This is a genomic window from Paraburkholderia elongata, assembly GCF_013177735.1.
Lineage (GTDB): Bacteria > Pseudomonadota > Gammaproteobacteria > Burkholderiales > Burkholderiaceae > Paraburkholderia > Paraburkholderia elongata.
Genome location: NZ_WOEZ01000191.1, coordinates 80,619 through 87,147, shown reverse-complemented (window position 1 = coordinate 87,147; position 6,529 = coordinate 80,619). Strand labels below are relative to the sequence as shown.

4 protein-coding genes and 1 pseudogene are annotated in these 6,529 nt (G+C 62.3%); 4 read left to right on the top strand and 1 reads right to left on the bottom strand.

Features of this window, described 5'->3' with window-relative positions; genetic code table 11:
• Both GNZ13_RS33810 and hpnH read left to right on the top strand, forming a co-directional pair.
• Positions 1–485 (top strand): annotated as a pseudogene (locus GNZ13_RS33810) (4-hydroxy-3-methylbut-2-enyl diphosphate reductase); the annotation flags it as partial.
• A 10-nt stretch (positions 486–495) separates the two neighbouring features.
• On the top strand, positions 496–1,656 hold the full coding sequence (gene hpnH, locus GNZ13_RS33805) for an adenosyl-hopene transferase HpnH (RefSeq protein ID WP_172172650.1): 1,161 nt from the start codon (positions 496–498) through the stop codon (positions 1,654–1,656).
• Positions 1,657–2,054: 398 nt separating this feature from the next.
• Here hpnH and GNZ13_RS33800 read toward each other — a convergent pair whose 3' ends face one another.
• Complete coding sequence (locus GNZ13_RS33800) at positions 2,055–2,660, bottom strand: MlaC/ttg2D family ABC transporter substrate-binding protein (protein ID WP_172172648.1); 606 nt, start codon at positions 2,658–2,660, stop codon at positions 2,055–2,057.
• A 212-nt stretch (positions 2,661–2,872) separates the two neighbouring features.
• Here GNZ13_RS33800 and hpnN point away from each other — a divergent pair, with 212 nt between their 5' ends.
• On the top strand, positions 2,873–5,488 hold the full coding sequence (gene hpnN / locus GNZ13_RS33795; RefSeq protein WP_172172646.1) for a hopanoid transporter HpnN: 2,616 nt from the start codon (positions 2,873–2,875) through the stop codon (positions 5,486–5,488).
• A gap of 2 nt (positions 5,489–5,490) precedes the next feature.
• Entirely contained in the window at positions 5,491–6,483 is a 993-nt protein-coding gene (locus tag GNZ13_RS33790) for an MlaA family lipoprotein (RefSeq protein WP_236002313.1), read from the top strand.
• The last annotated feature ends 46 nt before the right edge of the window (positions 6,484–6,529 follow it).

The following is a 6,529-nucleotide window of genomic DNA, read 5'->3' as shown; positions in this document are numbered from 1 at the left end:
CCGATACGCCGCTTGCGTACGTCACGCAGACCACGCTGTCGGTCGACGACACACGTGGCATCATCGACGCCTTGCTGCGCCGTTTCACCGACATCGTCGGTCCCGACACGCGCGACATCTGCTACGCCACGCAAAACCGCCAGGCGGCGGTGCGCGAACTGAGCAAAGAGGTCGATGTGCTGCTGGTGGTAGGCGCAACCAACAGTTCGAACTCGAACCGGCTGCGCGAGATCGGCAGCGAAAGCGGCGTGGCGAGCTACCTCGTCGCCGACGGTTCGGAAGTGAAGCCGGAGTGGTTTGCAAACGTGCAGACTGTCGGCATCACGGCCGGTGCTTCGGCACCGGAAGAGATGGTGAAGAACGTAATCGATGCGCTGCGCGCATTGGGGCCCGTCGATGTCACGACGATGGCGGGCCGTGAAGAAAAAGTCGAATTCAAGTTGCCATCGAAACTGATGCAACCACTCGCTGCACGCGAAGTTTAAGGAGGACGTCTTGTCTATTCCGCTGCTACAGAAAGTCCGGGTTGGCGCATACATCATGCGTCAGCACCTTTCGCGCAACAAGCGCTACCCGCTCGCGTTGATGCTGGAGCCGCTGTTCCGCTGCAATCTTGCCTGCAATGGCTGCGGCAAGATCGATTATCCGGATCCCATCCTGAATCAGCGTCTGTCGCTTGAAGAATGCCTTGGTGCAGTCGACGAATGCGGCGCACCGGTTGTGTCGATCGCAGGCGGCGAGCCGCTCCTGCACAAGGAAATGCCGCAGATCGTGAAGGGCATCATCGCGCGCAAGAAGTTCGTGTACCTGTGCACGAATGCGTTGCTGATGGAAAAGAAAATGGACGACTACGAGCCGAATCCGTATTTCGTCTGGTCGGTTCACCTGGACGGCGACCAGCAGGCGCACGATCACTCGGTGTCGCAGGAAGGCGTGTACGACAAGGCTGTCGCCGCCATCAAGGAAGCGAAGCGCCGTGGTTTCCGCGTGAACATCAACTGCACTTTGTTCAACGACGCCGTGCCGGAACGCGTTGCTGCGTTCTTCGACACGCTCGGCCCGATGGGTGTGGACGGCATCACCGTCTCGCCGGGTTATGCGTATGAGCGCGCGCCGGATCAGCAGCACTTCCTGAACCGCGACAAGACCAAGCATCTGTTCCGCGAGATTTTCAAGCGCGGCAACAATGGCAAGAACTGGTCGTTCAGCCAGTCGGCAATGTTCCTGGACTTCCTCGCCGGTAATCAGACGTACGAGTGCACGCCTTGGGGCAACCCGGCGCGTACGGTGTTCGGCTGGCAGAAGCCGTGCTATCTGGTCGGCGAAGGCTACGTGAAGACCTTCAAGGAACTGATGGAAACTACGGAGTGGGAAAAGTACGGTACCGGTAACTATGAAAAGTGCGCGGATTGCATGGTGCACTGCGGCTTCGAAGCGACTGCCGTGATGGATACGGTTGCGCATCCGTTGAAGGCGTTGAAGGTCAGCCTGCGCGGCCCGAAGACTTCCGGTGCCTTTACCAAGGATATTGCTTTGGATAAGCAGCGTCCGGCTGAGTACGTGTTCTCGCGGCACGTCGAGATCAAGCTCGAAGAAATTGGGCGCGCGGGTAAGGGCAAGAAGGTGCAGACGGCGGCTTCCGCTTCCGCGCACTAAGCTGTTGCTGGGGCGGCTTGCGGTGGTTTCGTCCGCCCCATGATGTGTACATTGCAAAAAAGCGCGGTGGCCTGATTGCCCAGCCCCTCACTTGGCGTGTTGTTGCTGGACAGTTGATTTAACGCTGAGCCCCGCCAGTCTTGGATTGGCGGGGCTCTTCTTATTTCGAAAATATTTCTCTGCGCCCGTAACCCGGCAAAGTCCCCGTGCGGCGGGGCGAGGAAGGCTGCTGTTGATTGGGCACCGGCTCAGCGTTTGCAACGAACGTAGGGGCTTCGCGGGTTGGACCGAGCGGTCCTCGGCATCGAATCAGCCTTGTACGACAAGGCCCCTAACAACACACTAAGTGAGGGGCTGGGCCTGATTGCCACCGCGCTTTTTCTTTTTGCGTTGTTACTTCAGCCCGCGCTTCGTGCGTTATGCGCAGTCAGGAACTTGATCAAGCCGTCAACGCCGCCTTTGGAAATCTGATCGGCAAACTGCGTCTGATAAACCTGAATCAGCCAGGCACCCATCATGTTGATGTCGTAAATCTTCCAACCGTTGGCGCCCTTGGTCAGCCGGTAATCGATGGCATCATCGCCGCCATTGCTGATCACGTGCGACTGCACGACCACATCCTTGGAGCCGGCCGGCACGTTGGCCGGTAGAAATTTGAATTTCACGTCCTGATCGCGCAACTGCGACAGCGACGAGGCGTAGGTGCGCACCAGCAGCAGCGTAAACTGCTCATACAGCTGCTTCTGCTGGTCAGGGGTCGCCGTACTCCACGCCTTCCCTACCGCGATCCGCGTGGTCCGCTGAAAATCGGTAGCCGGCACAAATCGCGTTTGAACCAGTTCGGTAATCTTCGCCATGTCGCCACCGCGCGCCTGCGGATCGGCCTTCATCGCGGCAACCGTGCCTTCCACGGCACTCTTCACCAACGCATCAGGCGCGCTTTGCGCATATGCCGCAGTGGACACCACAGCCGCAGCCAGAAAAGCAGACAGATAACGTTTCATACGCTCGCCTAAACCCAAAGAAGTAAGCGCCGGCAGGCTCGCGAGCCCGTAGCGAAAGCAGGATAGACCAGTATACCGATATTGCGTTCCCGCCCCAGTCGCGCCGCCCGGAAGCCGGCCTTGTTACCGAAGTGGAGCCGAGTCGCTCCGGCTCTGTATACTTATGCACTTTCGTCAAAAACACGCTCCGTGATAAGGCCACCTCCGCCTACATGCTGAAGTCATCTATTGTCCGTCTCGTCGCCTCTTCGGTGCGCCATCCGCTACGGACCATCGCCCTGTCGCTCGTGCTTGCCGTTTTGAGCAGCATCTACGTCGTCCATAACTTCAAGATCAACACGGATATCAGCCGTCTCGTCGAAACCGACAAGCAATGGTCGTCGCTCGAACATGCCATGGACAAGGCCTTCCCCGATCGCGGTCAAACCGTGCTGGTGGTGGTCGAAGCCCGCGCTCCGGAGTTTGCCGATGCCGCCGCCAACGCCCTGACAGCCGCGCTCAAGGCCGATTCGAAGGAGTTCGTCGCGGTCTCGCAGCCCGCCGGCGGCCCGTTCTTCGAACACAATGGCCTGCTGTTCCCGTCGACCGATGAGGTCCTCTCGACCACCTCGCAGCTCGTCCAGTCACGCCCGCTCGTCAATGCCCTCGCGCACGACCCGAGCCTGACCGGCCTCGCCGGCACGCTCACCACGAGCCTGCTGCTGCCGTTGCAACTCGGTCAGGTGAAGCTGGCCGACATGAGTCATTTGCTGTCGCAAAGCGCAACCACGTTCGATCGCGTGCTGGCCGGCCAGCCGGCAGCGTTCTCGTGGCGCGCGCTGGTCGATAAGAGCGCCGCCACGGACCCGGCGCGCGCCTTCGTCACGGTGCAACCGGTCGTGAACTACGACGCGCTGGAGCCGGGTGCGAGCGCGTCGAAAGCGATCCGCGACACCGCCGCCGCGCTGCACCTCGATACGCGCTATGGCGCCACGGTCCGCCTGACCGGCGAACAGCCTCTCGCGGACGAAGAATTCGCGTCGGTCCAGGACGGCGCCGTGCTCAACGGCATCGGCACCTTCATTGTCGTGCTGGTCATTCTGTGGCTGGCGCTGCGTTCGGGCCGCATGATCGTCGCCGTGTTCATCACGCTGTTCGCCGGGCTCGCGATCACCGCGGCGCTCGGCCTGCTGATGGTCGGTGCGCTCAACATGATTTCAGTCGCCTTCATGGTGCTGTTCGTCGGGCTCGGGGTCGATTTCGGCGTGCAGTTCGGCGTCAAATATCGTGAGGAACGCAATCGCGACACCCGTCTTTCCGCCGCCCTCATGCATACCGCGCACAGTATCGGCGTGCCGCTGACGCTCGCTGCCGCGGCGGTCGCGCTGAGCTTCTTCTCGTTCCTGCCGACGGCTTACCGCGGCGTGTCGGAATTGGGCGAGATCGCCGGCGTCGGCATGTTCGTCGCGTATTTCACCAACATGTCGCTGCTGCCGGCGCTGCTGAAGGTCTTCAATCCTCCGGTTGAAACCGTTTCGCCTGGCTTCAAACAGCTCGCGCCCGTCGACGATTTCCTCGATCGTCACCGCAAACCGGTGCTGATCGGAACGCTCATTGTCGTGATCGGCGCTACGCCGTTGCTCACGCATTTGCGCTTCGACTTCAACCCGCTGCATCTGAAGGACCCGCATACGGAATCGATGGCGACGCTGCTCTCGCTGAAGGATTCGCCGGAAGCGGCGGTCAACAATGTGAATGTGCTGGCGCCAACGCTTGCCGACGCGGACCAGAAGGCCGCGCGTCTGCGCGCGCTGCCTGAAGTGGGCCGCGTGACCACGCTGGACACCTTCATTCCGACCGAGCAGCAGCAAAAACTGATGCTGATTGCAAGTGCAGCGCAGCAACTCTTGCCCGCGCTGCAGCAGCAGCCCGCGCCTCAAGCCACGGACGCGGTGCGCGTTGCCGCGTTGAAGCGCGCGTCGAACCAGCTCTCGCTCGCCGCCGACGACCACCCGGGTCCGGGCGCCGCCGAAGCCAAGCATCTGTCCACGACACTGCAAAAGCTGGCCGCCGCCGACGCCACCACGCGCGACCGCGCCGAAACCGCGATGTCCGAGCCGCTGCGCATTGCGCTGAAGCAACTGGCGGATCTACTGCAGCCGACCGAGATTACTCGCGACAACCTGCCCAAGGAGATCACCACGAGTTGGGTCTCGAAGGACGGCCGCGCGCTCGTCGACATCGCGCCGAAGGTCAAACCCGGCACGGATCCGAACGACGACGCGATGCTCGCCCGCTTCGTCCACTCGGTGAAGAGAGCGGAGCCGGACGCGATCGGCGGCCCGATTTCGATCCTGAATTCCGCGGACACGATCATCAAGGCGTTCCTGCAGGCCGCCGGCTGGGCCTTGCTGTCGATTGCGATCCTGCTGTGGGTTGCGCTGAGGCGGCTCGGCGATATGCTGCGCACCCTGGTTCCGCTCATGGTGTCGGCGCTGGTAACGTTGGAGTTGTGCGTGGTGTTCGGCATGCCGCTGAACTTCGCGAACATCATTGCGTTGCCGCTGATGCTGGGCGTCGGCGTAGCATTCAAGATCTACTTTGTCATGGCGTGGCGCCACGGCCAGACCAGCCTTTTACAGTCGAGCCTCACGCATGCCGTGTTGTTCAGCGCGGCGACCACGGCGACGGCGTTCGGCAGCCTCTGGCTGTCGCACCATCCGGGGACGTCGAGTATGGGACGCTTGCTGGCACTCTCGTTGTTTTGCACGCTGATCGGCGCGGTGGTGTTCCAACCCGTACTGATGGGCAAGCCGCGCCAACGTCGCGCGAAGCACAAAGGAAAATAAGTATGAAGCTGCGAACCACCGTGCTAGCGCTGGCCGCCACCGGCCTGATCTCTGGCTGCGCGACCGGCCCCGACCGCAAACCGGGCGACCCGTTCGAGCCGGCGAACCGCGCGATTTTCAGTTTCAATGACGGCGTGGACCGCTTCATCGCCGTTCCGGTCGCCAAGGGTTACCAGAAAGTGACGCCGCAACCGTTGCGCACGGCGGTGAGCAACTTCTTCTCGAATCTGGGCGACCTGACCAACGCCGCCAACAACCTGTTGCAGCTGAAGATCACGGACGCGACCGAAGACCTCGTGCGCTTCGCGTTCAACTCGACCTTTGGACTTGGCGGCCTGCTTGACTGGGCGACGCCGGCCGGCCTGCCGAAGCACCACCAGGACTTCGGTTTGACGCTGGGCCACTGGGGCGTCCCGTCGGGCCCCTACCTTGTCTTGCCACTATTCGGCCCGAGCACGGTGCGTGACAGCATGGGTTTGGTGGTGGACGTGAAGTTCAACCCGCTGAACTACATTGAGCCGGCGGTGCGCAATCCGCTGTACGTGTTGCAGTTCGTGAGCGTGCGTTCAGACTTGCTGGGCGCGACCGACCTGCTGCAACAGGCCGCGCTGGACAAGTATTCATTCGTTCGCGACGCCTATACCCAACAGCGTAAAGCGCGCCTGCGCGGCACCGGCGAGAACGCCGCACCGCTCCCGAACTACGAAGACCAGGACGACTCGGGTGCCGCGGCGCCCGCCAAGGGCGCCTCGGGCGCCGCGGCAGGCTTACCGAACTACGCGGACCCCGGCGACGCACCCGAAGCCCCGAACGCGGCCTCAGGCAGCGCCACAGGCGCTCCGGCGGGCGTACCGAACTACACGGATCCAGGCGAGACGCCGAGCGCCCCGGCTGCGGCGCCTGCTGCCGCGTCGGGCACAATGACACCGCCGTCGACCCAGCAAACCGCGCCGACTGACAAAAACCCGCAGGAAGCAGTGCCAGCGACCCAATAAGGGGTTGGAGTCAGACGCCCCGGCGCGCGCAAAGCGTGCCGAGGCG